At 46.8% G+C, this 24,552-nt stretch carries 22 protein-coding genes and 7 pseudogenes; 18 read left to right on the top strand and 11 right to left on the bottom strand.

Going from position 1 to position 24,552, the window contains the following annotated elements; all coding sequences use genetic code 11:
* Nucleotides 1-127: 127 nt before the first annotated feature.
* The 3 genes from KHX94_RS01040 to KHX94_RS01030 are packed head-to-tail and all read left to right on the top strand — an operon-like array spanning nt 128 to nt 3,477.
* Complete coding sequence (locus KHX94_RS01040) at nt 128-799, top strand: 4Fe-4S dicluster domain-containing protein (RefSeq protein ID WP_244859276.1); 672 nt, start codon at nt 128-130, stop codon at nt 797-799.
* A 5-nt stretch (nt 800-804) separates the two neighbouring features.
* The gene (locus KHX94_RS01035; protein WP_213682042.1) at nt 805-2,943 is read left to right on the top strand and encodes an aldehyde ferredoxin oxidoreductase; all 2,139 of its coding nucleotides are present in this window, start codon (nt 805-807) and stop codon (nt 2,941-2,943) included.
* A gap of 6 nt (nt 2,944-2,949) precedes the next feature.
* Nucleotides 2,950-3,477 carry a hypothetical protein gene (locus KHX94_RS01030; RefSeq protein ID WP_213682041.1) on the top strand — a complete coding sequence of 176 codons (528 nt, stop codon included), beginning with the start codon at nt 2,950-2,952 and terminating at the stop codon, nt 3,475-3,477.
* A 111-nt stretch (nt 3,478-3,588) separates the two neighbouring features.
* Here the strand turns inward: KHX94_RS01030 and KHX94_RS20020 are convergent, their stop codons facing one another.
* The 4 genes and pseudogenes from KHX94_RS20020 to KHX94_RS01010 all read right to left on the bottom strand — a co-directional run bounded on the left by KHX94_RS20020 (nt 3,589) and on the right by KHX94_RS01010 (nt 6,589).
* Nucleotides 3,589-3,930, bottom strand: a complete 342-nt coding sequence (locus KHX94_RS20020) for a carboxylesterase family protein (RefSeq protein WP_244859275.1) — start codon at nt 3,928-3,930, stop codon at nt 3,589-3,591.
* Between the two features lie 143 nt (nt 3,931-4,073).
* Nucleotides 4,074-5,129, bottom strand: a pseudogene (locus KHX94_RS01020) (carboxylesterase/lipase family protein); the annotation flags it as partial.
* A 96-nt stretch (nt 5,130-5,225) separates the two neighbouring features.
* A pseudogene (locus KHX94_RS01015) lies at nt 5,226-5,839 on the bottom strand (LysE family translocator).
* A gap of 39 nt (nt 5,840-5,878) precedes the next feature.
* Nucleotides 5,879-6,589 carry an aspartate/glutamate racemase family protein gene (locus KHX94_RS01010; protein WP_213682039.1) on the bottom strand — a complete coding sequence of 237 codons (711 nt, stop codon included), beginning with the start codon at nt 6,587-6,589 and terminating at the stop codon, nt 5,879-5,881.
* Between the two features lie 598 nt (nt 6,590-7,187).
* Here KHX94_RS01010 and KHX94_RS01005 point away from each other — a divergent pair.
* The 4 genes and pseudogenes from KHX94_RS01005 (at nt 7,188) to KHX94_RS21635 (ending at nt 11,234) form a co-directional block, all read left to right on the top strand.
* Nucleotides 7,188-8,865, top strand: a pseudogene (locus tag KHX94_RS01005) (FAD-dependent oxidoreductase).
* A gap of 71 nt (nt 8,866-8,936) precedes the next feature.
* Nucleotides 8,937-9,293 carry a cytochrome c3 family protein gene (locus tag KHX94_RS01000; RefSeq protein WP_213682038.1) on the top strand — a complete coding sequence of 119 codons (357 nt, stop codon included), beginning with the start codon at nt 8,937-8,939 and terminating at the stop codon, nt 9,291-9,293.
* Nucleotides 9,294-9,534: 241 nt separating this feature from the next.
* A pseudogene (locus KHX94_RS00995) lies at nt 9,535-10,619 on the top strand (7TMR-DISM family protein); the annotation flags it as partial.
* A gap of 30 nt (nt 10,620-10,649) precedes the next feature.
* Nucleotides 10,650-11,234, top strand: coding sequence for a GGDEF domain-containing protein (locus KHX94_RS21635; protein ID WP_425314055.1), 585 nt, complete (start codon nt 10,650-10,652; stop codon nt 11,232-11,234).
* Nucleotides 11,235-11,286: 52 nt separating this feature from the next.
* On the opposite strand, the gene KHX94_RS00985 is transcribed toward KHX94_RS21635, so the two are convergent.
* The 6 genes from KHX94_RS00985 to KHX94_RS00960 form a co-directional block, all read right to left on the bottom strand.
* Complete coding sequence (locus KHX94_RS00985) at nt 11,287-11,829, bottom strand: GNAT family N-acetyltransferase (protein ID WP_213682035.1); 543 nt, start codon at nt 11,827-11,829, stop codon at nt 11,287-11,289.
* A gap of 18 nt (nt 11,830-11,847) precedes the next feature.
* Nucleotides 11,848-12,399 (bottom strand): GNAT family N-acetyltransferase, encoded by a 552-nt coding sequence (locus KHX94_RS00980; RefSeq protein WP_213682034.1) that lies wholly within the window; start codon nt 12,397-12,399, stop codon nt 11,848-11,850.
* Entirely contained in the window at nt 12,396-13,004 is a 609-nt protein-coding gene (locus tag KHX94_RS00975) for a class I SAM-dependent DNA methyltransferase (RefSeq protein WP_213682033.1), read from the bottom strand. Before KHX94_RS00975 ends, KHX94_RS00980 begins: the two co-directional genes overlap by 4 nt.
* A 51-nt stretch (nt 13,005-13,055) precedes the next feature.
* Nucleotides 13,056-13,592 carry a DinB family protein gene (locus tag KHX94_RS00970; protein ID WP_213682032.1) on the bottom strand — a complete coding sequence of 179 codons (537 nt, stop codon included), beginning with the start codon at nt 13,590-13,592 and terminating at the stop codon, nt 13,056-13,058.
* Between the two features lie 69 nt (nt 13,593-13,661).
* Nucleotides 13,662-13,817, bottom strand: a complete 156-nt coding sequence (locus KHX94_RS00965) for a GNAT family protein (RefSeq protein ID WP_213682031.1) — start codon at nt 13,815-13,817, stop codon at nt 13,662-13,664.
* Between the two features lie 12 nt (nt 13,818-13,829).
* A complete protein-coding gene (locus tag KHX94_RS00960; RefSeq protein ID WP_213682030.1) occupies nt 13,830-14,234 on the bottom strand; it encodes a GFA family protein in 405 nt (134 codons plus the stop codon).
* Nucleotides 14,235-14,875: 641 nt separating this feature from the next.
* Between KHX94_RS00960 and KHX94_RS00955 the strand changes: the two genes are divergently transcribed.
* From KHX94_RS00955 to KHX94_RS00930, 6 genes are read left to right on the top strand one after another with little or no spacing between them, the layout of a single operon-like run.
* Nucleotides 14,876-15,658: a DUF3450 domain-containing protein gene (locus KHX94_RS00955; RefSeq protein ID WP_213682029.1), complete on the top strand. Its 783-nt coding sequence runs from the start codon at nt 14,876-14,878 to the stop codon at nt 15,656-15,658.
* A complete protein-coding gene (locus KHX94_RS00950; protein ID WP_213682028.1) occupies nt 15,658-17,013 on the top strand; it encodes a MotA/TolQ/ExbB proton channel family protein in 1,356 nt (451 codons plus the stop codon). Before KHX94_RS00955 ends, KHX94_RS00950 begins: the two co-directional genes overlap by 1 nt.
* A complete protein-coding gene (locus KHX94_RS00945; protein WP_213682027.1) occupies nt 17,013-17,540 on the top strand; it encodes a MotA/TolQ/ExbB proton channel family protein in 528 nt (175 codons plus the stop codon). Before KHX94_RS00950 ends, KHX94_RS00945 begins: the two co-directional genes overlap by 1 nt.
* A 13-nt stretch (nt 17,541-17,553) precedes the next feature.
* Entirely contained in the window at nt 17,554-17,958 is a 405-nt protein-coding gene (locus tag KHX94_RS00940) for an ExbD/TolR family protein (protein ID WP_213682026.1), read from the top strand.
* Nucleotide 17,959: 1 nt separating this feature from the next.
* On the top strand, nt 17,960-18,580 hold the full coding sequence (locus KHX94_RS00935) for an energy transducer TonB (RefSeq protein ID WP_213682025.1): 621 nt from the start codon (nt 17,960-17,962) through the stop codon (nt 18,578-18,580).
* A 1-nt stretch (nt 18,581) separates the two neighbouring features.
* Entirely contained in the window at nt 18,582-19,826 is a 1,245-nt protein-coding gene (locus KHX94_RS00930; RefSeq protein ID WP_213682024.1) for a tetratricopeptide repeat protein, read from the top strand.
* A 68-nt stretch (nt 19,827-19,894) separates the two neighbouring features.
* Here the strand turns inward: KHX94_RS00930 and KHX94_RS00925 are convergent, their stop codons facing one another.
* The gene (locus KHX94_RS00925; RefSeq protein ID WP_213682023.1) at nt 19,895-20,404 is read right to left on the bottom strand and encodes a nucleotidyl cyclase domain-containing protein; all 510 of its coding nucleotides are present in this window, start codon (nt 20,402-20,404) and stop codon (nt 19,895-19,897) included.
* Nucleotides 20,405-20,484: 80 nt separating this feature from the next.
* On the opposite strand from KHX94_RS00925, the pseudogene KHX94_RS00920 reads away from it, so the two are divergent.
* From KHX94_RS00920 to KHX94_RS00900, 5 genes and pseudogenes are all read left to right on the top strand, one after another.
* Nucleotides 20,485-22,303: pseudogene (locus KHX94_RS00920) on the top strand (DUF885 domain-containing protein).
* Nucleotides 22,304-22,402: 99 nt separating this feature from the next.
* Entirely contained in the window at nt 22,403-22,954 is a 552-nt protein-coding gene (locus KHX94_RS00915; protein WP_213682022.1) for a GNAT family N-acetyltransferase, read from the top strand.
* A 60-nt stretch (nt 22,955-23,014) separates the two neighbouring features.
* The gene (locus KHX94_RS00910; protein WP_213682021.1) at nt 23,015-23,245 is read left to right on the top strand and encodes an RNA-binding S4 domain-containing protein; all 231 of its coding nucleotides are present in this window, start codon (nt 23,015-23,017) and stop codon (nt 23,243-23,245) included.
* 13 nt (nt 23,246-23,258) lie between these two features.
* Nucleotides 23,259-23,647, top strand: a pseudogene (locus KHX94_RS00905) (ribonuclease E inhibitor RraB).
* Between the two features lie 119 nt (nt 23,648-23,766).
* Nucleotides 23,767-24,542 (top strand): annotated as a pseudogene (locus KHX94_RS00900) (TSUP family transporter).
* Nucleotides 24,543-24,552 lie beyond the last annotated feature (10 nt).

Genomic DNA, 24,552 nt, shown 5'->3' with positions numbered 1-24,552 from the left:
AATGTGAAAGTTGCTAACTGTGACCTGGGTAAGGAAAAAGAACTTTTAATATCGTTAGTATTAGTCGTCGGGATATATCAGGATGCATATTTTAATTATATTTCTTTAGCTAATAAAGGGAAATAAGATGATCACCAGACGAGGAATGCTGAAAGGTAGCATGGGAGTCGCTGTTGGTACAGTATACAGCGGTACACTCATCAGCTTTTTAACAGGTTGCGGTAGCGACAATAACAATGACAATGGCGGTAAAGATGACGGCGGTCAAGTCGTTGTTATGCCAGGCGGATTAATGGTTGTAAATCCAATACTTTGTGTTGGTTGCCGCCGCTGTGAAGCCGCTTGTGGCTGGAACCATGAAGGCGATTGCGGACCAACAATTGCCCGGGTTAAAGTAGCTCATAATATGAACTACGGTCCACATGGCGTTCAATCAAATTATTATGACCAGCGTGGTGAAGGTGGTGATTTTACACTGGTACCACAAACATGCCATCAATGTAATGTCTGTATGGAAGTATGCCCACAAAAGGCTATTTCAATTAATGAAAAAACTGGCGCCAGAGAAGTGGATGAATCACTTTGCGTTGGGTGTGGTTATTGTGCAGACAAATGTCCGCAGCAAACAATTAAAGTTGTTCGCAGTAAAATGAAATCCGTTAAATGTGATCTGTGTCAGGAGATCCTAATTGTGCACAAGTATGTACTACTGGCGCAATTAAGTTTTATACCTGGGAAGAAGCTGAAGACGCATTGGATATATATAACAACTATACCGGTTTGGTCGGATAAGAGGTAAAACAAATGGCTATGAATTACGGCGGCTGGGCTGGTAAAGTTTTGTGGGTAAATTTAACCACCAGCGAAATTTGGACCGAGCCCACAGAAAAATATCTCGACTATCTTGGTGGTTCCGGTATCGGCTATAAGATCCTGTGGGATCACCATGTCGATGGACAACTGGGTACCGATCCTGAAAACGTGATTGTCTACTCTATTGGGCCTTTGACCGGTTCAGGGGTTATCTGTTCAGGGCGTATGACGGTGACTTCTCGGAGCCCAGCTACACCAGGACACCTGATCACCGATGGTCACGTTGGTGGACATATTGGCCCTGAATTCAAATACGCTGGCTATGATGCGCTGGCTGTTGTGGGCAAGGCTAATTCTCCAGTATGGATCCGTATCGAAGACGATAAAGTCAGCATCGAATCTGCTACAGCTATCTGGGGTAAAGGTACCTTTGATAGTAACGCTGAATTGAACAAATTGATGGGCCAGGATGCGCAAGTATTCTCCATCGGCCAAGCAGGTGAAAACCTGGTACCTATGTCAGGCTTCATGACTCCAGGCGGCCATGCTGCGGGTGGTCACGGTGCCGTAATGGGCTCCAAAAACCTGAAAGGTGTTGGGGTTCGTGGTACTGGTACTTGTCGTATTAAAGCGTCTCGCGATGATATGCGTGCGCTGGACGATCATATCCTGGGCATTATTGGTTCTAACAACAACAACGTTGTGCCATCTACTCCACAATCTTGGGCAGAATACTCAAGTTCCGGTAGCCGCTGGAAAGCCCGTGATGCTATCAAATGGGGTGCGGCTGATGAACCTGTTGAACTGGGTGAAGTCGCTTGGAATGAACGGAACCGTATCGGTTACCGCTGTTCAATGGCAGAAATGTATGTTGGGGTGGAATACACCAACAAATGGCTGAAGCGCATGGGCGGTTGCCATGCTTGCCCAATCCGCTGCTACTGCGAAATGAAAGTACCTGAGTTAAAGAGCCGGTTTAAATTCAAATCTGAATATATTACCAATACTTGTGGTGGCTTCATTTGGGGCAACTACTTGATGCCAACCACTTCTGGTACTGAACAGTTTGCCTTGACTGCAACTGCGGGCGCATACCTGCGTGATGATTACGGTATTTTCTCTGGTTATGGTCTGACTCACCACATGTTTAAGGTCATGAAAAAGGCCGACATATTTAAAGATCTGCTAACCCCAGAAGAATTTGCCGATGTACCATGGGAACTATGGGACAATAATGAACCAGAATTCCTTGTTGATTTGTACAAACGTGTAGCGTTCCCAGACTCATACTCACATCCAAACGGTTTGGGTAGAATGATGGGCGATCCTGTTTCCTATATTGATATTTGGAAACTGGATGGTACTAATGATGCCATTGGTAACTGGAACATTTATGCCGAACATGATGTACATCTGTTTAACCGCAGTATGCGTCATGCCCTGCACCACGCCAGTGAATGTGCTAGCCAGGTGGGTACATTGATCAACGTTATCTTTAACCGCGATCCAATGTGTCACTCTCACATCAACGTGGTTAACGGTGGTTTACCTCATGATATTCTGGCAGAAGTTTGCGCAGAAAAATTTGGTGAAGGTGCCTTTGACCCAGTGAAGTGGTATACCCCAATCAACCAAGGTAAGGTTAACTTTGCTAAATGGTGTGTGGTTAAAAACGTATTGCACGATTCATTAACTATCTGTAACTGGGTATTCCCATTGATAATTTCTCCAGATAAAGACAAGAATTATCGTGGTGACAGTACCATTGAAGCGCAGATGTACAGCTTGGTGACTGGTAATAAGGTCTCTGAAGAAGAGTTGGATATCATGGCCGAACGTACTGTGCAGTTGCACCGTGCCTTCACTGCTCTTGAAATGAACTCTACCAACCTGCGCCTTGATCATGATGTGTTGTCTGACTGGGTTTACGATGTGGATGCAGATAAGAACTTCGGTGATCAAGGTACCATCAAAATGGATCGTGATGATATCCAGAAGGCACTGGGTATGTTCTATGAATCCTGGGGTTGGGATAGTGAAACAGGTATTCCTACTCGTGCGACCCTTGAGAAGTTTGGCCTGGGTTACGCGGCTGACAAACTGGAAGCTAAAGGTTTGTTACCGGAGTAATCGACTATGCAGGATCTGGTGAAATACATCAGACTCTTTAGTCAACACGGAAAACTGGTGACCCTGCCACAAGTGGCAGCGGTCATCGGTCAGGAAGAAGAGCCTGAAGATGAAGATGTTGTTGGACAGTATATTGAGTTAGTACTGGCACCTGAATTTACGGACATCTGTATGCGGCAATCTGCTGATGAGCATTATTTCTTCTCAAGAAAACATATTGTGGAGAGTTATGCTAATCGCTGGTTAGCCATCCGACGTGGTGAAGTGTTACCAACGTTGGTGCAGCAAATCCGCGATGCCAGTTGTCGGCACAATGCGGTCGTTGAGGAGTCTATTCTGCAGTACAAGCCTTATGAGCTTGATAGCGAAGGACAGAACGCCTTGCGGGAGCAACTGGCCGCAGATCCTGAGTGTTGTGATGTGGCTTACGCCATAAATGAAAAGGGTGAAGGTTATTATTACTCCACTCGTGGTTTGAATGCTGGTTATGCCAAAGTTTTGGCAAATTACGACCCCAATGAGTGGTCGTGTTAACTGGTAGTTTTACTCATCGTTGCTATCTGCAATATCAAGGATGATCAGTCCCAGTTTTTGGCCACCCCTAACCCGGGTGGCCTTTTTTATGTACTTACGTGCTTAACGCTACTATTGCTGTAGTTTTTCGACCAAATCCAACTGTGATTGTTGTGGGTCGGTTAGGCTTTGTGTGGCACTTACGCCTTGCGGAGCAATCCACAAGAGACGATCAGATGCTTGCTGATATTGCTGCCATTCTGGTAATGAAGTGCTGTTAGGATTGGCATTTTTTGCAAAATTAACCCAGTATTGCTGCATCATATTGGCTACTTGCTGATCCTCAGCCGTAATCTTGTCGCCATATACCGCTGACAGCGTATTAAAGATAAACGGAATTTCACTAGCATGTGGTGCGCCTGCCCAGGTTGCTTGCTGATGCTGGGCGACATAACCAAAACGGTATTGCCACACGGGGGTATTTTTTCAGCAAAGGTGCGAGCCACAAAGCGTGCTGGTTCCAGCATCATTTTCTGCATGGCAACCTGGTAAGCTAGTGCATTTTTATCGGCAACATTGGCATAGGCGGTGGCGGCAGCTTCGGCTGCGCTACCAAATTGTGCCAACACTGCTGCACGATTGGTGGGCTGAGTCATTACAAACCCTAAATCTGCGCTGTTGGCCCCGACTAACAATGGCACTCTTGCAAAATCGCCCCGTTGATAGGCATCCTGCGGTTCTTTTTCTACAACTTGTCCGTCAATCATTGGACCCGAATAGGTGGCACGGTTTTGTCCCATATTCCACATATTCAGGTCGCCAGTCACTTCTGTGGCTGGCAGCGCTCGTAACGCCTGTAGTGCTGCTTTGTCTGTACCATTAATGCCATGCGCAGTGGCAAAGGCTACGCCAACCGCTTTTGCCTGTTGCCATGTCTGCTCTCCGGCAAGGCTATGACGCCCATTACCGGATTGTATAATTGCTTTTTGAAACAGATCACGACCAAACCGGCTGCTTAACAGTGCATTAATGCTGTAACCTCCGGCAGATTCACCAAACAAGGTGACATTGCGTGGGTCGCCGCCGAACTGAATGATATTGTCCTGTACCCAACGTAAGGCTTTTATCTGATCGGTCAGACCAAAATTTCCGACGAACATAGTGCCATCCATTGCCGGATGGGCAAAAAATCCCAGTCGTCCAAGTCGATAATTAAAACTGACAAAGATCACGCCAGCACGGGCAAACGCGGCACCATCATATACCGGGGAGGCACTACCACCATTAACAAAACCACCACCGTGAACCCAGACCATGACCGGGGTTGGCCCTTTAAAGTGGCTGGGACGCCAGATATTTAAAGTCAGACAGTCTTCGCTGTAGTTATCTGGCAAGGGGGCTGCGTCACCCGGTAACGGCGCTTGCATGCAGCTGGCACCGAAGCTGGTGGCTTGCCGGATACCACGCCATGCGCTGGCGGTTAACGGGCGTTGCCAGCGCAGGTCACCTACAGGGGGTTTGGCGTAGGGGATCCCTAGGAAAATATCTACGCCTTGCTGTTGCAACCCCGCAATGCGCCCAGACTGGATCTGGACGATAGGCGCAGATTGCGCATTGACGGACAATGAGCCGACTAAGCATCCTAATGCGAGACAAATTTTAAGCAGTTTCATGCAAACACCTCTGGTGGGAAAACATGGCCCACCGCCAGAAATGGATACATGATACAACAAACTCGCTGGCGGGTGGGGCGGTCTAAAAGTGTTGCTTTAGCCGCGACTCGCCAGTGCCAGCTTAATGCCTAGGGATACAAACAAGGTTCCAACCAATTTGTTGAGTAGATGGCCTAACTGTTGCCGTCCCTTCAAACGTTTACCTGCCATATCTGCCAGCACGGCTAACGATAAGCAGTAAAGCATGCTGTTAAACTCAAAAATCAGCCCGAGGAACATAAAAGCTAACGCCTTATGGTCAGCATCTTGGCTGATAAACTGTGGCACAAAAGCTAAAAAGAACAGGGCCACTTTAGGATTAAGGGCATTGGTAAAAAGCCCTGAACATAGGTTTGCCACATACTTTCACCGAGCACCATCTGCGGCTGCGTCATATCGATGTTAGAGGCCTTTGCTTTTTGTAGCAGCGCTTTTATGCCGATATAGATCAGATAAATAGCACCGATAATTTTGACAATGGTGAATGCCGTTGCTGAACTGGCAAGAATTGCCGACAGCCCCAGCGCCGCAGCCAAAATATGTACCAGTAACCCGTTGCCAATCCCCAATGCCGCCACACAACCGGCACGCCAACCACGAGAAGCACTTTTACTGATGATCAATAACGAATCTGGCCCGGGAACTAGATTCAGCAGTAAACCTGATAGCATAAATAGCGCGAGATCATGCGTTCCGAACATTTGAGTCATTTACTCCCGTGGTGATGTTGAATTCAGTGCAAACTCTACAGCTTTGGCGGCATGAATTGCGGTGGTGTCCAGTAGTGGTATATCGGTATCTTGCTGTTGCACCAATAACCCGATTTCAGTACAGCCGAGGATGACGGCTTGGGCACCGCGCTTGCCTAATTCGGCAATAATGTTGAGATAAGCCGCTTTTGAGGCAGGCAGTATTTTACCGGCACAAAGTTCCTCATAAATCACCTGATGCACTCGCTGCCGCTGCGGTGATGCAGGGATGAGCACATCAAGCCCAAATTTCTGCTGTAATCGCTCTCGATAAAATGGCTGCTCCATAGTGAAAGCCGTGCCTAGTAATCCAACGGTTTTTATGCCTTGTTGCTGTAATACCTCGCCAGTGGCATCGGCAATATGGAGTATGGGAATATTGACTGCTGCGGCAATGTCATCGGCGACTATATGCATGGTGTTGGTGCAGATGAGCAGCGCGTTGGCTCCCGCTTGTTCTATGTTGCGTGCTGCTTGGCTTAAAATACGGGCGGCTGCCTGCCAGTCACCTTGTTGTTGTAACTGCTCTATTGGTGAAAAATCAACGCTATACAGCACTAATTGCGCTGAATGCAGACCACCTAGCTTGGCATTCACCCCTTGATTGATCAATCGATAGTAGCTTTGGGTACTTTCCCAGCTCATCCCGCCGAGTAAACCTATGGTATTCATTTGCTTCCTATTTCAAGTAATGGAAACTATATCAATGAGATACAGATATTAGACAGAGTGTACATGGGCGTTATTTTTAGTAAACGATCACTGATAAATCGTTATGCAATACAGTATATAACGCTATAACAATATGTTAATGCAATGTTTTGTCTGTCTATTACCCCAGATCATTTCGGGGCATTTACGCTCTTTGGTTATTCCACAATGTTAATGCCACATCAACATAAAACATAGTGTTCCTTTGTAAAACCTTTCTGCCCGTAGCGGCATCAGTAGCTTGGTTCTGTGATGAACGATTAACTTTTTTATATTCATGAAATCAAATGAAATCTTTTGAATAGCTGCTCGCAAAATGGACGTTTTTGCGAAGCTCTGCAAAGACAGAAATCATCATTCTTTTGGTAAAATATAATATGTAATATATTTAAAAATGTTTGCAGAATGTGTGAATTTTAAGCTGTTCACACAATCTCATTTCGGTTTTTTTAACAAGAAAATCATATGCAGTTATGACCAAAGACAACGTCATTAATAACAGTAATCACTGTTTACTACGTGAGTCTAGGGGGAATGAAAATGAGTAAAGGAGCCCAATATGAGTAAAGACCATTCTCAGGAACAACCAGAATTCGACCAATATACTGCCAGTGTTTTACAAAACGGTATTTCACGGCGAACCTTTCTTAGTCGTATGGCCGTTGGCACCGGGGGTTTAGCGTTTGCTGGCCTGGGTATCGGGGCCGCCAGTGCTGATCCACTTGTTGTTGGGCAGACATATGCTGAGATTGGTGGGGCAACACTAGAATTTTTACCAAAACCTAAAATGATTGCTGACGCAGATATTGCGTCCACACAAACCTTTGATGTGGTGGTGGTTGGCGCCGGGGCATCTGGGGTGCCAGCGGCGTTATCTGCGCGTGAAGCCGGCGCGTCTGTGGCGTGTCTGCAAAAACAAGCTATGCCCGTTTCCCAAGGTAATACGGGGTCTGGGGTTGATCTAAAAAACAGTGATAAATCGGCTGTTGAAGCGCTGGTTAATCGCCTGATGGCGGATAATGCGCACCGTTCCCATCCTGGTCTTATCAGAAAATGGGCCTACAACTCTGGGGAAGCGGTCTCTTGGGTTATTGACCGAGCTAAAAAAGTGGCGCACAAATTGTGGATCAGGGCACTGGCCCACAACATGGCATTCACGGTATTGCTGATAAAGGCGACCGGCTGAACTTTATCACCTCTTTCTGTGGCCCTAAACCTTACACCACTGGTGATGGGATGCGAGCTTTGGCTAAAACCGCTGAAAAAGCTGGCGTTAAGTTCTTCTTTAACATGCCAGCACAACAGCTGATCCAAGAAGCCTCAGGCCGCGTTATTGGTGTTATCGCGCAGAGTCGTGACGGTAAATATCATAAATACATGGCAAAGAAAGGCGTGATCTTGTCTTCTGGGGATTACCAGAACAATAAAGCGATGTGCGACTTTTTTATCCCAGATCTGAAAAACTTTGAACGTAAACAGATGGATCGTACCGGTGACGGTTTTGCCATGGCTTACTGGGCTGGCGGTGTTATCGAACCTGTAGGTCACACTAAGATGCTGCATGACTTTGATGCGGGGCCAGCGTCAATGTGTGATATGCCATTCCTTGCGGTCAATCGTAAGGGGGAACGTTTCGTCAATGAAGCGGTAGAAATGTCATTGCTGAATAACTACTTGCGGGATGAAAAGAATGCGGGTCATTACTCTCAGGTATTTGACTCCAACTACATGACACAAGCAAAAGACTGGCCTGGTCACCTGTATTCTCCTGAAGAACTGAAAATCTATATGCCGGAAGAAGCTGGGGAGAAAAAGGTGTATTCCCCTCCATCACCAACACTTACAAGGCCAATACTTTGGAAGAACTGGCGGTGAAGTTGGAATGTGATCCTAAAACCTTTGTGGCGAGCGTTAATCGTTACAACGAACTGTGCAAAAAAGGCAAAGATGACGATTTCGGTAAGACCGCAAGTCGTATGGCGCCAGTATTGAAACCGCCATTCTACGGTATCCATCGTCGCGTACGTATTTCAGCCATCTGCTCCGGTATTTTGGTTAATGAAAACCATCAGGTATTGGATGCCGATGGTAAGAAGATCGACGGGCTATTTATTGTGGGTAACCTCGGCGGCGGCTTCTACGGTGGTGTTGACTATCCGTTAACTGTGTTTGGTTTATCGCTCGGTCGTTGCTACACCTTTGGCTATCTTGCTGGCAAATACGTCGCCAGCCTGTAGCACAGTGTTAGCAATAGGGGTGCCTAAGCATTAGGTGCGTATTACCGAATGAGAAAAATGGAAAAATCAAAATGAAGAATTTTAATTTATTCAAAATGTTGTTAGCGATTGCCTTGACTGTGTTTGCTGGAAGTTCTATGGCCAAAAGTGACGTGCTGCTGGATCAGGTTCACTTTGCTAAAGGGGTCAAATGTGCCTCTTGTCATGGCAATGCTCAACCTCGTGAAGCGGTGACCATGATGAAATGTGTGCAGTGCCATAACACTGAAAAGTTGGCTCAGAAAACCAAAGATCTGCAACCAACCAATCCACATAACAACCGCCACTTTGGTACAGAAACCAATTGTACTAACTGCCACCATGTCCATCAGAAATCTGAAAACTATTGTGTTAGTTGTCATCCACGCTTTGATTTTATCGTTCCCTAGTCATACCACGTGAATCTACAACAGCGGTAACCACAGACCATCTTAGTTAGCTGATAAGATGGTCTGTTTTTTCCTGCAACCTTGTTTTTTCCGCCATCAGTGCATGCTTTTGGGGCATCAACAAGCAAAAATTATGGATAAAAACGCTTGTTTTCAGTCCAGTGTTAATCAGCTATTGGCGATTAATCTGTTAGTTCGTAAACTAAGGTATCTCTTTGCCATAAGAAACGTTAACTGACCCATGATGCTGTTTCGCAGTCTTATCATCTTTGCGATGGTGCTTTGCTGGCAAACTGCAGATGCATCTGAATACGAGTCGCAGCCCCCATTCATCTCAGCGATAGGTTATTTTCAGGAAGACGGTGCTACGGCACTATCATTGCCTCAAGTTCAGCAAAGGTTCCAACAGGGAAAATATACAGCGGTGGCGCGTCCATTTCTCACTTTGGGCATCAACCGCCAAGCTGCTTGGATACGGCTCTCCGTCACGAATCCCTCATCGGTACCTGTGCGGCAAAGTTTGATTGCGGCGCAAACTTGGGTAGAAACAGTGGATGTTTATCTGTTGCGGCAGCGACAACTCCTCAAAAGTTGGCATGCGGGAGATGCTGGGCCTGCAAGTGAGTATTTGGTTCCAACCATAGGTTATATGTTTGATGTCGATATTCCGCCTGGTCAGAGTGAGATCTTTATTCGAGGACAGTCGCTTGACCCGCTGACGCTGCCCATCGCACTTACAGGTATTGAGCAAGCGCGTACGCAGCAGATTAAGACTCATGTTGTTATTGGCGTGATATATGGTTTTTTACTGGCGCTTATCGGTTTTAATGTCCTGTTATATATCAGCCTGAAGCAAGTCGTGGCGCTTTATTATTCCTTCTATATCGGCTGTTTTGTGGTGATGAATCTCGGCTATGAAGGCTTTGCCTTCCCTGGTTTTATCCTAATTCACCACAAATGCAAAACTACAGCACACTGTTTTTTATGGTGTTACATGGTGTCTGTGGGTTGATATTTTTAACGAGTTATCTGCAGTTAAACAAAAGTCAACCATGGTTGACTTGGACACTTAAGCTGTATGTGGCAGTGGGAATAGTCAGCAGTATTATCGCTATCTCGTTACAGATGCACCTGTTAATGGCGTGGATTGCCTTTAGCTTTGTGTCGTTGACGACCTTGATCATGATACTGGTGGCGCTGGTGAATCTTGCGCGTTCCGTGGATGCCCGTTATCTGTTACTGGCGGTCAGCTGCAGTATGTTAGGACTACTCGCCAGTGCGTTATCGGTGTGGGGAGTTATTCCTTATACCTTCTGGGGGTTCCATGGCGCTGAAGTTGGCGTGGTTTTCGAAGCGATGATCCTTGCAACTGTGTTGGCTTATCGGTTACGCAACATAGAACGCGAGCGGATTACCGCGCAGTACTTGGCAACACATGATCTGCTGACGCGGCTACATAATCGTCGCGCATTTGAGGATATTGCCGGGCAATATTTGCAGCAAGCAGAAAACCATAATAAGCCGGTAAGTTTTATAATGATGGATATTGATCATTTTAAGGCTATCAATGATAACTACGGCCACCATGTGGGCGATCAAGCACTTAATCACATCGCCGTTTTGCTGAGTCATCAGCAGCGCAAAGGCGATATCCTAGCGCGTTGGGGCGGTGAGGAGATTGCTATTCTGTTGCCTGATACCACTTTGTCTCACGCTATCCAGTATGCAGAAGAACTCCGTTCCCTTTTGGAACATAACCCGCTGACGGTTGAGAGCAAACAGATTCAGATAACCGCGAGTTTTGGGGTCGCCAGCGGTATCAATCACATGGATGGTCACCTGGACAGTTTGTTTCGAGACGCAGATAAGAGGTTGTATATCGCTAAAGCCAATGGCCGAAACCAAGTTGCACCAACCTTGGACAGTTCAATATCGGCTTGATGTTTTTAAAGCCTAGATTCAGTCATGGTTGTGGGGGATATTTTAGCTTGTGCTACCGTGATGCTAATTCGAGGCTATAAATCTCCACCGGCACCCAATTTCCCTGGCTGTCTGGGCGCTGCTCTTCAGTAAGGTGGTGCATCCCCGCGTGGCGCATAACGCATCCTGATGCCGGATTACTGCGTAGATGTACTGCGCTGATACTGGTTAAGTGATAAGTCTCTGCGGCAACACGTATTAACGCCTGTAGTGCTTCTGAACAATACCCTTGGTTACGAAATTCCCGGCCAATCCAGTAGCCAGTTTCCGCTTGTTGTTCTTGCAGTAGGGTGAGACTGATAGCACCAATGAGCGCCCCAGTATCTTGCAGCGTGATGGCCCAGGAATAACTGTCGCCACATTGTGTCTGCTGCGCTTGCAGTTCTAGCCACAAGCGCGCGTCATCTTCGCTGTAAGGGTAGGGGATATTGAGTGTGTTATCGGCTATCTCACGATCATTTGCCAGCATTGCGATGGTGGCAATATCTGAGGTCACAAAAGAGCGCAGTAATAATCTTGGGCTGATAATCGGCACTTGCTGCTTGAGTGTGAACATGCTGAATACTTCCAATCACTATGCAGTGACAACATGTAGTCGCACTTCCTTGCGACTGATGACAAACTGCAACTCTTCACATATCTCACCTTTGTACTGCGCTTCACGACTGAGTTCAAGCGTCATTCCTGCGCGGGATAACGCATGGATGCAAGCGCTATTGCGCTTATCTGTACAGGCAATAATGCGTTGTACTGGCGTAGTGGCAAACAATAACGCGATGACCCCGTTAACAACCTCGCCGCCGTATCCCTGTCCTTGCGCGTTATAAGTGATGCTGACGCCAAATTCTGCCTGCGAGAGATCGTCTGCCAGCCAGATCCCCACATCGCCTAAGAGCTGATCATCGTCCAAGCGTGCTACGGCTAATTGTTGCCAGCTATCCGCCTTAGGGAAGGTCAATGCGCGTTGTTCGGCAATAAATGTCTCACACTGGGCCAAACTGTAAGGCTGCCAGCCCTGTAATCGTGCGACACGAGGATCGCTACGATAGTGGTAAAAATGGGCAAGGTCTTCCGTGTGGAATGGACGTAGTTGCAAACGGGTTAAACGCCATGGTAAGTGATTCATTGTGAACATCGCCCCGTTAACAGAAATACTGGGTAATCCCCTTGGGGCTTGCGGGCAATACTCACATTGCGAATTTGCACGTCCACAAAACCGGCGTTACGTGCTGCGGTGGCGATTTCCTGATGTTCGAAACCGAAGTGGTGAACGCCAGTGTCATCGGTGTGAAAACTGCCATCTTCTTTATCTAAATCGGCAATGGCAATAAAGCCTCCGGCTACTACCATGCGCTGAAACTTAGCAAACATCGCCGTAATATCTTGAATGTGATGCATGGTCATGGACGAAATGATGCCATCAAATTGACCGGGGAGTTGCTCCTGTTCCAAGTTCGCTGGGATAATTTCCAGCTCGCACGGCAGCTTGGCGCGCTTTTCAGACAGTTGTTGATTCATTGAGGCTGAAATGTCCACCGCGGTAATTTTACCCACCAGTGGTGCTAGCTGCTCCAACAATAGTCCAGTGCCAGAGCCAAAATCTAGCAGGTGCATCTGTGCTGAGAGCTCTATCTGCTGGCTGATGGCCGAGGCGATATTGCCAACGTTATCAACTCGGTTGTTGTCCTGTTCATAGATGTGTGCTTTATGCGAGAAATAATCTTTACTCATGTCACCAGTTCCTGGAGCTAAAAAGGATGAGCAGCCATTGCTGCCGTTATATCAGGCATCTGTATCTTCAATCAAGGCCAGTAAATCCGTGACTCCTACATCTATTCCTGCCTGAAACAGCAAGGTGGTCAGTTGTCCTCGATGATGGGTCTGATGGTTGAAAAAATGCAGCAGTACTGCTGAGAAGGGTTTACGGTGTGGCACGCCTTTACTGTTGTGGTAGACCAGCACAGTACCTAGTTGCTGCGGCGCTAGCGTTGTCACCCAGTCGCACAATTGTTGATCCAGCCACTGTCGTTGACTTTTCAGTGCTGGTAATTCTGGATAAAGGATCTGCTCCAGCTGGGTGGGTGTTGTCAGCGCTGCTACAGCGGTTAGCTTGCCATTGCCATAGTGCTTGGCAAAACGTTGTAACCACAGAATGTCGGCCACTAAAAGATGGTTGCATGTTGCTATGATAGAACCGAAAAAAGCACCACGAGGTTGTTGTAATTGCGCGGGCGTTAGCGTTGCGGCCGCATCATATAACTTGGTGTTCATCCAGTGGTTATAGCGAGCCATCAAGCAGAAATTAGCTAACATTGACATCGGTTCTCGCGCTTCTTGGTTGTTTATCGTCTGATGTTAGCCAATATCAGACGATAAACACAGCTGCTTTTACATCAGATAATGGGTGAATTGCTGCTCGCTGGGAGCCCATGCCGCCAGTTGGCGCAATGTGTAGTCGCGGCGATTGACTATATGTACTGTGTGGTAAAACAACCGATAAATCTCATCTGCATCAGCCTGTTGGTAAGCACGGATTTTCAACATGATGTTACACGGTTATTTAGGGAGTTGAGGAAATGCGGGCAGCTTGTCGAAATGGCGCTCCCAGTGAGCTTTGCTGTCAGTAAAAATGTGCGCTTCTGGCATTATCTTTGGAACTGTATCCAAACAGCCAGCAGGCACTAACAACAATTTATTATCCATCTGTAGCGTTGGTAATGCTGAACCACAATGGCGGCAAAAACTTTTTCCATGATGACTCCCCGTTAGCCGAAAATGGCTCACTTCCTGCGCGCCACTTAACCATGTCAGTTTGGCACTGAACGAAAACAGATTGGCGGCGTGCGCGGAGCCAGTATCCTTGCGGCAACGGCTGCAATGACAGAGTAAAAATCGGTCGAACTGTCCGTCAATTTCAAAAGTGACAGCGCCACATAAACAGGAGCCTCGGGTGACAGTCATCAGCCATCCTCTATTATCGAAAGTAAAAGAATCGGAACCCAAGATTGGCTCCAACTTCTAACAAAAGCTAACGGTTGTGCAGTATACCAATAAAGCGGCAGTTGAACTCAATCTAGCACGCATGCGGGCTTTGCTTGTCAATCAATAGTAGTTAGCAATAGGGATCATGAGCGCAAGCGATGACAGTGCCATTGCCATCATGAGTAAAGCGAATGGCGGCGCATCATCGACGTAACTAAATGTGCAATCCTCAACTGTGCGTTGTTTACCATCCACAGCTAACTGGCCAACATTAATTTATTTCAATATGTTGGCGAGTCGTGTTGCGGTATAACGTGGCACCTTCATCACTTTTATCAATTGCCAGCGTTTAGGCAAAAGGAAACTTCTGCCCCTAATGCGGTAATTTTAGGTGATGTTTAGCAGGTAAATTTTCACTGTTTTTTAGCGTGTCCATTAGTTGACACCGGTCAACATTTTATGAAATGATTCCTGCGGGTCTATGCCTTTATAAGGTATAGAAAGGGAAGAAAAATCTAACAATCACAAGAGAAAGATGTACTTATTGACGATAAAAGCTAAGTAAAAGCAAAAACGTCGATAAGTTGACCTGTTTATTCACTTCAAATTGGTTGGGAACTATGTCCAAGGTAAGCAATAGAACCAAAATCGCTTCTGCGCTTGTTGGCGCGCTGGCATTAGCCAGCAGCAACTTAGTTGTTGCCGATCCTCTTGCTGATGCCCAAAAAGCAGCTGGTCAGATCCATGCTGATGCTGCGGCGTCTCAAAAGAAGATCGATAAGTATTTTGATCAGGCTCAGGATATGCTGTTTGAATATTCTAATGTCGCAGATCAACGAGAATCGCTGAAAGCCTACAATGACTATTTAGCAACGCTGGTTGCCGATCAAAATAATACCATGAAGGGCATTCAGGACGACATTAATGGCGTAGATAAACTGCGTCAGGGTGTTGTGCCTTTAATGTTCAAAATGGTAACAGCACTGGAAAAATTCGTTTCACTAGATCTTCCTTTCAGAAGCGAAGATCGTCATGAACGTGTTGAGAATCTTAAAAATCTGCTGAATAGCGCCGACGTTACTCTCGCCGAAAAATTCCGCATGATCTTAGATGCCTACAGCATTGAGCGTGATTACGGTAACTTCGTTGACGTAGAAACCGGTAAGCTGAATCTGGATGGTAAAGACGTGCTGGTTGACTTCTTCCGTTTGGGCCGCGTAGCTCTGTATGCACAGAGTTTGGACCAGAAGACTGCCTGGATGTACAACACCGCTACTAAGGGTTGGGATAAGCTGGATGACAGCTATCTGCGTGACATCACTAAAGGCATTCGTATCGCCCGTAAGCAAGGGGCTATGGATCTGTTCGCGTTACCTATTCCAGCTGCGGAGGCTGCTAAATAATGAAGAAGTTAATCACTACAGCGCTGGTTGCTGCAAGTTTCTCTCTGGTCTCTGGTATGGTAAGCGCTGCTGATGCCCCAAAAACCATTGATCAGTTGCTGCAACAAATCAAAACTGAACGTGTCGATCAGGGCAAGATTAATGCAAAGCGTGAAGCTGAGTTTCAGGCTGAACGTGGTGACAAAGCGGCTTTGTTACAGCGTGAAAAAAATGCTCTGGCTGCCGAAAAGAAACGTGGTGAAGACCTGAACAAACAGTTCACCGACAACGAGCACAAAATTGCCCAGTTGGAAGATGATCTGAAAACTGCTCAGGGTGACCTCGGTGAAATGTTCGGTGTAGTTAAAGGTGAAGCTGGCGATTTCGCTGGTAAGCTGATCAACTCTAACGTAAGTGCTCAATACCCAGGCCGTGACAAGTTCATCGCTGATTTGGGTGCGCGTAAGCAGTTGCCAAAAATTGAAGAACTGGAAAAGTTCTGGGAAGAAGAACTGTTTGAAATGAACCAGAGCGGTAAAGTGGTGAAGTTTGACGGTTCTGTCACTGATATTGACGGTAACGTTAAAACAACCTCTATTACTCGTATCGGTGCCTTCAACTTGCTGGCTAACGGTAAGTATGTCGTTTGGAATCCTAACCTGAACCTGATCCAGGAACTGTCTCAACAGCCTGAAGGTTACATGGTGAGCGCTGCTGCTGACTTCGAAAAGACAACTTCTGGAACTTCAAAGGTTTATATTGATCCAGGTCGTGGTGCTCTGTTGAACATCTTCACTCAGAAAGCTAGCCTTGAAGACCGTATCGAATCTGCAGGTATCATCGGTTACATCATCATGGGCGTTCTGGCATTAGGTCTGGTGATCGCTATCGAACGTATGATTACCCTGTCTATTACTGCCGCTAAAGTTAAATCTCAAGCTAAGCATGTCGACAAACCAGGTAATAACCCACTGGGTCGTGTACTGAAAGTTTACTTCGAAAATAAAGATATCGATGTTGAAACTCTGGAACTGAAACTTGATGAAGCGATTCTGAAAGAAACTCCAGCGTTGGAAGCGCGTATCTCTATCCTGAAAGTAATGGCCGCGATTGCACCAATGCTAGGTCTGCTCGGTACCGTAACTGGTATGATTGCAACCTTCCAGTCAATCCAGCTGTTCGGTACTGGCGATCCAAAACTGATGGCAGGTGGTATTTCTATGGCACTGGTAACTACCGTTCAGGGTCTGATTGCTGCGTTGCCACTGATGCTGGCTCATGCTTTGTGCGTAACTCGTAGTAAATCCGTTGTTCAGATTATTGAAGAACAGAGTGCTGGTCTGATCGCGATGCATGCTGAGAAGAGGGCTGACTAATGATGCTATACCTGATGGACGTTTGGGCAACCGTCAGGGGCTTCATGGCCGCCGGGGGAAATATCCTTTGGTTGGTAGCGCTTGTGCTGTTCCTTATGTGGGCATTGATGCTTGAACGTTATTGGTACGTCAATTGGGTCGCACCAAAAGTTCATAAGCAGATCATAGCCTCATGGAATGCCAGAGAGGACAGACATTCTTGGTATGCACACCGCATCCGTGAGGCCTGGGTGTCCCAGGCAACTCAAGATATTAGAGCTCGTATGCTGATTATTAATACCTTGGTAGCTATCTGCCCGATGATCGGGTTGTTAGGTACCGTAACCGGGATGGTATCAGTGTTCGATGTGATGGCAGTTCAAGGGACGAGTAATGCTCGTCTAATGGCTGCGGGGATTTCATTAGCCACTATGCCAACTATGGCGGGAATGGTGGCAGCATTGTCAGGGGTGTTTTTTAGCACTCGTCTCGATGCCAAGATGAAGATCCGCATGGAAAAGTTAAAAGACAGACTGCCTCAGCACTAGAGAGAGATTTAACATGGCACGTAAGAAGCATTCCAGTATAGACGAGGAAGCGCAGATCGATATGACCCCGATGCTAGACATCGTGTTCATTATGTTGATCTTCTTCATCGTAACTACGTCGTTTGTGAAGCCATCCGGTTTGGACTACAACAAACCTCAGGCGGCGCATGCGACTTCGAAGCCATCGGCTAACATCTTTATCGGCGTCAGCAAGACTGGCGTGATCATGATGGAAAACCGTCAGGTTGATATTGAACGGGTGTCAGCAAACGTTGAACGTATGCTGGCGGAAGCACCAGAAGCTGCGGTATTGATCCAAGCAGACAAAGAAGCCAAACATGGTTTGGTTATTCGTGTCATGGATCAGGTTAAAGCTGCTGGCATCGACAAGATCTCAGTATCTGCGGGGAAAGACTGATATGTTTAGAGCACTAGTATCTATCATTATTGGTGCTGCTGTTACATTTGGTCTGTTTTGGTTTATGGCTACTCTGGTTGGTGGCGGCGCTAAACGTGCCGACACCTCCGCTGACTCGCCGGTCATTGAGATCACAATGGATAAGCAGGACTCCCAGGCGCAGAAGAAGGTCAGAGAAACCCCTAAACCACCACCACCACCAGAGCAACCGCCTCAGATGGATGAAACGCCACCTGATAACTCATCCAACATTGATACTTCTATGAGTTTCAGTTTTGGTGCGGTTGCTTCAGGCCCTGCTAGCACTGGATTTAAGCTGGGCAATATGATGACTCGTGATGGCGATGCGACACCTATCGTGCGTATCGAAGCACAGTATCCGATTGCTGCAATGCGGGATGGTAAAGAAGGTTGGGTGCAGCTGAGTTTCACTATTACAGAAACCGGTAGTGTTGATGATGTACAAGTTATCGACGCAGATCCTAAGCGTATCTTTGACCGCGAAGCGATCCGTGCACTGAGAAAGTGGAAATACAAACCAAAGATTGTTGACGGCAAGCCCCAGAGACAACCTGGTCAGAAAGTTCAGTTGGACTTTAAGCTGAACAAGGGAGGCAACTAAGATGCATAAGGTGACAAAACTTGCTGCAGCTTTACTGCTGACTTTTTCAGGTAGTGTAGTAATGAATGCCGCAGTGGCAGCTGAAAAGTGTCCTATAGACCTTCGTCAGTCCAAAGCTGTCGGCGAATCATCTGCGCGTAAAGTCCAGAAGGCTTTTGAGTCGTACCAGGCTGGCAAACTGGATGATGCTATTGCAACATTGCTGGAAGCTGACCCACGCGGCGAGTTTGATAAAGCTTATGTCGACCGTATGCTGGGTAACTTCTACGCAGAAAAGGGCCAGATGGATAAAGCCATCAAGTTCCTGAAAGTTGCAGTAGATGCTGATGTGTTGGGCGGTGTAGATCATGCTGCGACCTTGCGGCTTTATTCTGATCTGTTGTTGCAGGAGAAAAAGTACAAGGAAGCCATTACTTATTATCGGAAATGGATAAATTTCACTTGTAAGAAAGATGCAATTGTCTATCGTCGTATGGCGATCGCTTACACTGAAATGCAGCAATGGGATAATGCGCTGAAAACCGTAAATGAAGGAATATCCGTTATGGATAAACCTGATAAGGGTCTGTATCAGCTGAAATTCCAATCACTGTTCAACCTGAAAAAATACAAAGATGCAGTTGGTGTGTTAGAGGTTATGGTACCGCTGTTCCCTGACGATAAACGTCTGTGGGTACAGTTGGCGCAGCTCTATCTGTTAACAGAAGACTATGACCGTTCTCTGGCTACCTATGAAATCGCCTATGATGGTGGTTTCTTAGAAAAATCAGAGAATATTGTCCGTCTATGTCAGCTGTTGGCTTCTAAAGGGTCACCATATCGTGGTGCCCGTATCCTCGAGAAGCACATGAAGAGTGGCTTAATACCTAAGGATGAAAAAAACCTCAGCATGCTGGCAGGTTTCTTCCATCAGGCGAAAGATCTGAAAGATGCTGCTAGCTATTATGGTCAAGCCGCGTCTATAAGTACAAGTGGAACCCTTTATCTGAAACAAGGACGGTTATTGTCATTGGATCAGAAATATAAGGAATCTATCCCCGTACTTGAGCAGGCTCTTAAGGCTGGTCTGGATAATCCAGGTGAAGCACAGTATGAACTGATGTTGTCCTATCTTAGTTTGAAACAGTACAAGGAAGCATATCGCTATGCTCAATTGGCTGCTAAAGATAAAAAGACAACCAAAAGTGCGACCAATTATATCGCCTATATCAAAGATAAGGCGCGTATTTACAAGGTCTCTTTGTAAGTTGAAAAGCCCCGTAAGGGGCTTTTTCTTGCCTATTGAAAATCATCTATATTCAGAAAGTTATAACGTTAATTCCGCGCAATGGTTAACAGTACGTCATCGGCGTCCTTGTCTCCCTTCATACAGCGGTTTTCTGCTTCAATAAAGAGCAATTCCGGTTTTATGTCCATATTGGGCAGACATAAACAAGCCGCAAGACGATAATCTAGGCCAATCCCGTGATGTTGCCGGTATTCCACTGAAAACGCCTGCAATTGATGACTTATCCTGTTGATGACCGTACGGGTTCCCATCTCATCGGTGTTAAATAAGCCCACAGCAAAGAGTTGTTGGTTGAGTCTGGCGAGCAAGTCTGTGGCTCTTAATAACGATGCTTGAATGCGGCCAGTGAAAAAATCCAGCAGATGTGGTTGATTAACCAATCCTGGTAATAATGGCGCTAAATAGAGTAACGCTAGGCTTTGCTGTTCACGTAAATGTCGATACCATTCGCGATGAAAAACTTCCATGAAATAAGTTTGGTTGTATACCCCGGTCTCTGGATCGCGAAAGCCGGAGTTGCTGAATGAATAAATCATGGAACCTCGCCCGTAAGATGGTGTTTCCAAAGTATAGTGGAGCTTTAGCGACAAGGTGTCGTATTAGGAGAATTATCATAATGAACAAAGGGGTTATGTTATCTGCAGTCGTTCTGGCGCTATTAACGACTACTGCATGTAACGCTAGTACCAAAACCATCGCCGCCTCATCATTGGTCACGGCAACACAACCACAAGCAGTAGACAAACAATATCTGGATGTTGTTGAGCAATTTTTAAAGAGTATCTGCAGCAAGAGCCTCTTTACGCCACTTTTGTTGGTGTTAACGACTATAATGCAAAGTTCGGTGGTGAGCTGACTGCACAGTATTTGCAGGACCATCATCGGCTCAATAGTCAGTATCTGGCGTTGGTCACCGCGCTTGATCGGAGCAAGTTATCGCCCCAGTTGCAGCTCAGTTATGACATGTTTATCTATGACCGGAAGATGGCGTTGGCTGGCGAACGATTCCCTAGTTACTTGATGCCAATCAGCCAGTTTTACAGCACTGTCATCACTATGGTGCAACTGGGGAGCGGTGAAAGCGCGCAACCCTTCAAAACGCCACAAGACTATGCCGACTGGCATCGGCGTGTACAAGGTTTTGTACAGTGGATGACATTGGCACAACAGCGCATGAATGAGGGCATCAATGCCAAAGTCGTGCTGCCAAAAGTGCTGGTGGAACGCATTATTCCCCAATTAGATGCTCAGTTGGTCGGTGCGCCAGAAGCTAGCATCTTTTACGCTCCGGTAACGCATTTACCTGAACATTTTTCAGATGAACAACGGGCTAAAATTGCCAAAGAATATCGCAGTATGATTGCTGATGAGTTATGCCCGGCGTTTACATCACTGCGTGATTATTTCAAGAATACCTACTTGGCTGCGGCCAGAGATTCCGCTGGATTCTGGGATTTGCCGGAGGGTAAAGCCTGGTATCAATACCTCGCCAATTATCACACAACTACCACCATGCCTGTTGCGCAGATCCATGAAATCGGTTTGCAGGAAGTTGCACGTATTCGCCAAGAGATGGATAAAGTTAGGCAACAAGTGGGCTTCCATGGCGATTTACCGGCGTTTTTTGCCTCGCTGTCAGCGGAACCGCAATATTTTTCACTACACCGGATGCGCTGATTAAGGGCTATGATGCGATTAAACAGCGGATCAACGCTGTATTGCCTCATTACTTTGCGGTAATGCCCAAAGCCGACTATGTGGTGAAACCAGTAGAAGCATTTCGCCAACAATCTGCTGCTGGAGCTTCCTATGATGCTCCGGCTGTGGATGGCAGCCGTCCAGGGATTTTCTATATCAACACTTATAATCTGCGAGCACAGCCGAAGTGGGGCATGACCACCTTATCTTTGCATGAAGCATCCCCCGGCCACCATTTTCAGATCTCTATCAAGCAGGAACTATCTGGCGTGCCGGAATTTCAGCGATTTGGCAGTTACACCGCATTTGAAGAAGGTTGGGCCCTTTACGCCGAGTATTTAGGCATTGAAATGGGCATGTTTAACGATCCCTATCAGTATTTTGGCAAACTGTCTGATGAAATGCTGCGAGCCATGCGATTAGTGGTGGATACTGGCATGCATGCTAAAGGCTGGACACGGGAACAGGCCATTCAGTACATGAAAGACAACTCACCGATGGCGGAGAGTGACATCATCGCCGAAGTAGAGCGTTACATGGCTATCCCGGGACAAGCGCTGTCTTATAAAGTCGGGCAATTGAAAATTCTGGAGTTGCGACATAAAGCCGAGCAGATGTTAGGAGATAAATTTGATCTCAAAGCATTTCATACACAGTTGCTGACTTCGGGGTCGCTACCACTGGCGGTGATGGAAGCCAAGATCAATCGCTGGATTGCGAGTCAGCAACAGGCTTGAGTGGATATAGCCGCCATTTGGCGGCAGGTTTCTCGCCGTTTACTCATAGCGGAATTGATGCTATTTGTCGGTAATTTGGTCTAGTGGGAGAGTTAACTATTGTCATCTGCAATAGCATTAAATGAGCGCGTTAGTCTGCGTTTTATGGTCGAGTCGGATTGGCCAGCCTTTTTAAGACTCAATCAGGATCAACAACTTAACCAATATATTCGCGAAGTTGATACTGAAGCGGTGTTATGGGAACGCTTCAAGCAACGTAGTAAAGGCCTGAGCGCTGGCTGTGGCGAGTGGATTTCATTGGTGGTGGAATCCACATCGGGTGATTTCCTTGGGCTTATGGGCATTTGCTTGATCGAAGAAACACTTCAACAGTGGGAAGTCGGTTATTTGATGGCCCAAGGACAACAGGGAAAAGGTTACGCTACAGCAGCATTACAATTAATGTTGCAGTGGGCAATTGGGCAACTGGATGTGCATAAATTTGTTGCCCGTTGTGTCGCGGCCAATCTGGCATCCGCGAAGGTTTTGCAAAAGTGTGGCTTTAGGCAGGAAGGTTTGCTACGCCATAACCACCGCATTTTTGGTGAATGGCTGGATGAATGCCATTTTGGCTTATTGGCTGAGGATTGTGTGGTCACTGCGCAATCGTAGTGACGGCCGATGCTCACCATTGCTATAATCGGCGGCAGTTTTTCTGATAAGGCAACCCCAGTGTCACAAATATCTGAATTTTCCCTCAGAGCGGATGAAGCGTTTATTGAGCTTTATAAACTGCTGAAAGCGGAAGGCCTAAGCGCGGACGGCGCTGAAGCTAAACATGTCATCGCCGAAGGTCTAGTAACCGTTAACGGCGAAATAGAAACCCGAAAGCGCAAAAAACTGCTGGTCGGCGATCTGGTGTCATACCAGGGCCAGCAGGTAAAAGTTGTGGCTGCGGCCTGAACGAGGATTAATGATGCAATTCCCTGATGATGATAATGGCCAAATGCTGCAAGCAATGAGCGATTCCGGCATGGATTTGAGCCGTGCGATGGCGGTAGATTTTTTCCTGGTGTTTGAAGATCAGCGTGATGCTGAATCGGCACTGGAAGACTTAACTGCCGCAGGCCACAGCGATGATGTTGAGCTCAATTTCAATGATGAAATTGAAAAGTGGGAAGTGATTGTTTCGGTAGAAATGGTACCGGAATACGACGCGATTGTTGCGAAAGAAACAGAATTAAATGATTTCGCAGCAGAATTTGATGGCATGACCGATGGCTGGGGGTTATGCAGCATCAGGATGGTGACGAATTCGCCGATGATGACGATGAGCATGAATGCGACGAGCATTGCCACCATTGAGCTGTCTAGCGTCATAAGAGCCACCACATCGGTGGCTTTTTTATGTGGTCGTTCCCTTTGCCTTTTACTGCGAAACACCGTCTAATAACGGTCTTGCCTGATACTGACAACAACTCAAGATGGAAATCGAATTTACCCTGCAATTGGCGTTAATTTTATTTTTAGTGGCGTTAGTCGCCGGTTTTATTGATTCAATCGCGGGTGGCGGTGGGTTGTTGACCATTCCTGCGCTGATGTGGGTTGGCTTATCGCCCGCAGCCGCACTGGCGACCAACAAATTACAGGCCTGCGGCGGCAGTTTTTTGCCAGCGTATATTTTGTCCGCAAAGGCATGGTGAAACTCAGTGAAATGAAGCTTGCGATCATTTGTGCACTGGTGGGCGCGGCACTTGGCACCACCTTAGTACAGATGATCGATGCCAATATTCTGAAAATGGTATTGCCATTTCTGATCCTGGCCATTGGTGGTTATTTTTTATTTTCCAAGAAAATTGCCGATAGTGACCGCGCCCGGATATTAACCCCCACGGTTTTTGCCTTTACCGTAGCCTTAGGAATTGGTGTCTATGACGGTTTTTTTGGCCCAGGAACCGGTAGCTTTTTTGCTTTAGGGTTTGTTGCCCTGGCCGGTTTTGGTATAGCCAAAGCTACGGCACATGCTAAGGTGCTGAATTTCGCCACTAATATCTCATCTCTGCTGTTTTTTGCAGTGGGCGGCAATGTTGTGTGGTTGCTGGGGCTTATTATGCTTGCAGGACAGGCATTAGGCGCAACTCTTGGCTCGCGTCTGGTGCTGACGCAAGGCACTAAAATCATTCGTCCGCTGGTGGTGACTATGTCTCTGGCAATGAGTCTTAAATTGCTGGCAGAACAGTACCATATCGGGATGTTTTGAAGTGTGCCAT

This window comes from Shewanella dokdonensis (genome assembly GCF_018394335.1).
GTDB lineage: Bacteria > Pseudomonadota > Gammaproteobacteria > Enterobacterales > Shewanellaceae > Shewanella > Shewanella dokdonensis.
The sequence above is the reverse complement of the archived record's forward strand: the minus strand, read 5'-3'. Positions and strand labels throughout refer to the sequence as shown.

Coding starts and splice junctions, on each gene's coding strand:
- KHX94_RS01040 (WP_244859276.1), top strand. CDS start 128: ATGATCACCAGACGAGGAATGCTGAAAGGTAGCATGGGAGTCGCTGTT.
- KHX94_RS01035 (WP_213682042.1), top strand. CDS start 805: ATGGCTATGAATTACGGCGGCTGGGCTGGTAAAGTTTTGTGGGTAAAT.
- KHX94_RS01030 (WP_213682041.1), top strand. CDS start 2,950: ATGCAGGATCTGGTGAAATACATCAGACTCTTTAGTCAACACGGAAAA.
- KHX94_RS01010 (WP_213682039.1), bottom strand. CDS start 6,589: ATGAATACCATAGGTTTACTCGGCGGGATGAGCTGGGAAAGTACCCAA.
- KHX94_RS01000 (WP_213682038.1), top strand. CDS start 8,937: ATGAAGAATTTTAATTTATTCAAAATGTTGTTAGCGATTGCCTTGACT.
- KHX94_RS21635 (WP_425314055.1), top strand. CDS start 10,650: ATGATCCTTGCAACTGTGTTGGCTTATCGGTTACGCAACATAGAACGC.
- KHX94_RS00985 (WP_213682035.1), bottom strand. CDS start 11,829: ATGTTCACACTCAAGCAGCAAGTGCCGATTATCAGCCCAAGATTATTA.
- KHX94_RS00980 (WP_213682034.1), bottom strand. CDS start 12,399: ATGAATCACTTACCATGGCGTTTAACCCGTTTGCAACTACGTCCATTC.
- KHX94_RS00975 (WP_213682033.1), bottom strand. CDS start 13,004: ATGAGTAAAGATTATTTCTCGCATAAAGCACACATCTATGAACAGGAC.
- KHX94_RS00970 (WP_213682032.1), bottom strand. CDS start 13,592: ATGTCAATGTTAGCTAATTTCTGCTTGATGGCTCGCTATAACCACTGG.
- KHX94_RS00965 (WP_213682031.1), bottom strand. CDS start 13,817: ATGTTGAAAATCCGTGCTTACCAACAGGCTGATGCAGATGAGATTTAT.
- KHX94_RS00960 (WP_213682030.1), bottom strand. CDS start 14,234: ATGACTGTCACCCGAGGCTCCTGTTTATGTGGCGCTGTCACTTTTGAA.
- KHX94_RS00955 (WP_213682029.1), top strand. CDS start 14,876: ATGTCCAAGGTAAGCAATAGAACCAAAATCGCTTCTGCGCTTGTTGGC.
- KHX94_RS00950 (WP_213682028.1), top strand. CDS start 15,658: ATGAAGAAGTTAATCACTACAGCGCTGGTTGCTGCAAGTTTCTCTCTG.
- KHX94_RS00945 (WP_213682027.1), top strand. CDS start 17,013: ATGATGCTATACCTGATGGACGTTTGGGCAACCGTCAGGGGCTTCATG.
- KHX94_RS00940 (WP_213682026.1), top strand. CDS start 17,554: ATGGCACGTAAGAAGCATTCCAGTATAGACGAGGAAGCGCAGATCGAT.
- KHX94_RS00935 (WP_213682025.1), top strand. CDS start 17,960: ATGTTTAGAGCACTAGTATCTATCATTATTGGTGCTGCTGTTACATTT.
- KHX94_RS00930 (WP_213682024.1), top strand. CDS start 18,582: ATGCATAAGGTGACAAAACTTGCTGCAGCTTTACTGCTGACTTTTTCA.
- KHX94_RS00925 (WP_213682023.1), bottom strand. CDS start 20,404: ATGATTTATTCATTCAGCAACTCCGGCTTTCGCGATCCAGAGACCGGG.